Source organism: Methanophagales archaeon, assembly GCA_021159465.1.
GTDB lineage: Archaea > Halobacteriota > Syntropharchaeia > Alkanophagales > Methanospirareceae > G60ANME1.
This window is the reverse complement of record JAGGRR010000111.1, coordinates 1-1,961: the sequence shown is the minus strand read 5'-3', so window position 1 is coordinate 1,961 and position 1,961 is coordinate 1. Positions and strand designations below refer to the sequence as shown.

Genomic DNA, 1,961 nt, shown 5'->3' with positions numbered 1-1,961 from the left:
AGGAAATATTGGAAAAATTGTTCTCGCCAGAGTGGTTTCTTGAGGCAAAGCAGAAGAAACACCCGGCATACCTTCGATGGACTTTGTGCAAGAAAATTATAGAACAAAGAGGGAGAATCCAGTTTCCAGAACAAAAAGAAAGACTTCATGAGATTGGGCGAATTATACTTGATTCATATATCCTCGTGGCACTAACAGAAGGGAATCTTCAGCAACTAAAACTTGGGTCTCTTGATTTGTATGGAGACGAGGCGGTTCAGAGAAAGATACGTTCAAGAATTACTAATCCAGAACAATTTGAGGACTTGATGGTAGAACTTTACGTTGGTGCATGGCATAAGACGAAAAGTTATACTATTGATCCAATAGAAAAAGAAGGTTATCCAGATTTAAAAGTAGAAATTCCTAATATAAATATCCCTGTTTTTATCGAATGTAAGCATCTATGGACTGGTTCTAAGAATAACTTACAGGATGCGATTAAGAAAGCAAATAAGCAAATAAAGAGAGCGGCAAAAGAGATAGAGCTCCCTTCTTATGGCGCTGTAATTCTTGATGTTTCGGTACCTGTTGCTGCAGACCAAGTAGAGAATGATAACTTATCTGATAAACTCCTGAGAATAGTTGATGCTGTGCAATCTGCTCTTAGTGGAGAGAAAAACCGATCTGTGGGAGCAGCGATAATCGTTTGGGATGACTATATGCTAATGGGAAAACCTCCAGATAGCACGCTGGTTGCATTCAGACGCAGATACAAGCGTATTTCGCGTAGAAATCCCAATTTGCCCGTACCGGAAAATCTGCCTTTATTTGAAGGTTACACAATTCCCTATTGGTTACACTGGACACCAAGAAAACTCTCAATAAAAGAGTACGTATTTTCAGAGCTTTTTAAAAAAGAATGCCAAGACAAATTTAAAATTAGTCAAACGGAAGTGCTTAAAGTAATCCAAAAGAGTGATAAAACGGAGTCAGTGATATTCAATGGGCAAAAAGAACTGATATTCTTTTTGCGCTTCATCCCCTCAGAGCAAGATTTTTATATGCTTGTTTGTGCAGAAAGGGGACTTCAAAGTTTGGGAATATATTGGGCTTTCAAAATATTTGCTGATTTGTGTAAGGAGATTCACCTTCTTTCACCTATTCAACTTCTTGCAAGGTTTGCGGATGCTTATGGGTTGCCGATCACCATAGAAAGTTTAACATCTAAGTTCATTTTTGCTCATAGGATTGAAGTCAGTTCTTCTGATCCAACTCGTCTCATTAGTATTTATAATCCGGAAAATTATTCGCTTATGAATTGTTTATTGTTAAAAGTTTCTCAAAAGGATAGAACCTCATTTATTGCCGATTGTGCTCTTATGTTTTGTATAGATACAACTCGTTACATAAATTGGATAGGCTGTCAAAACTACAGATAACAGAGCGTATCTGGCTTCGTGCCTTTGGCACTCCGCCCAAATCCAGCCTTGCGGCTGGGCTTCAGATACGCTCGAAACGTTATATATGACATTCCGCCCCTTCGCATCATAACATTTTAACCCCCTCCACCAACTATTCACAAAAGATCATCCTATCACTCTCCAATCTACCAAAAGTGAAGCTATGACGATGCTGAAAGTCGTGATACTCGCAATGTGCTTTGAAAGAGATATAACCTTCAACCTTCGTAACAAGCGAATTAAAGGCTAAAGCATCGTTAAAGAAGTTTACAGCCGATTAGTTTGTGGATATGGTGTTGATAACCGTAAACGCCGTTTGTGGAAAGCGAAAGAGCGGAAAAACGATAATAATTGGAGATAAACTTGTTTTAGCCATAGAATACCACTCTTTAAAGCCGTTGGCTTTTAGATTTACTCTGTCCTCTGTGACAAAAATCACTTCTCCTGGTGTCGTTTTGATTGGCATTGCCATTTCTTTGGGTTTCATAGATAAAAGAAGCCTACAAAGGCTTGCTGAAT

The 1,961-nt window shown here is 38.6% G+C and carries 1 protein-coding gene and 1 pseudogene; both read left to right on the top strand.

The features are described 5' to 3' along the window. On the top strand, positions 1 to 1,421 hold a 1,421-nt coding region (locus J7J01_05485; protein ID MCD6210328.1), incomplete at its 5' end, for a hypothetical protein. A gap of 175 nt (positions 1,422 to 1,596) precedes the next feature. Continuing rightward, positions 1,597 to 1,849 (top strand): annotated as a pseudogene (locus J7J01_05480) (IS5 family transposase). The last annotated feature ends 112 nt before the right edge of the window (positions 1,850 to 1,961 follow it).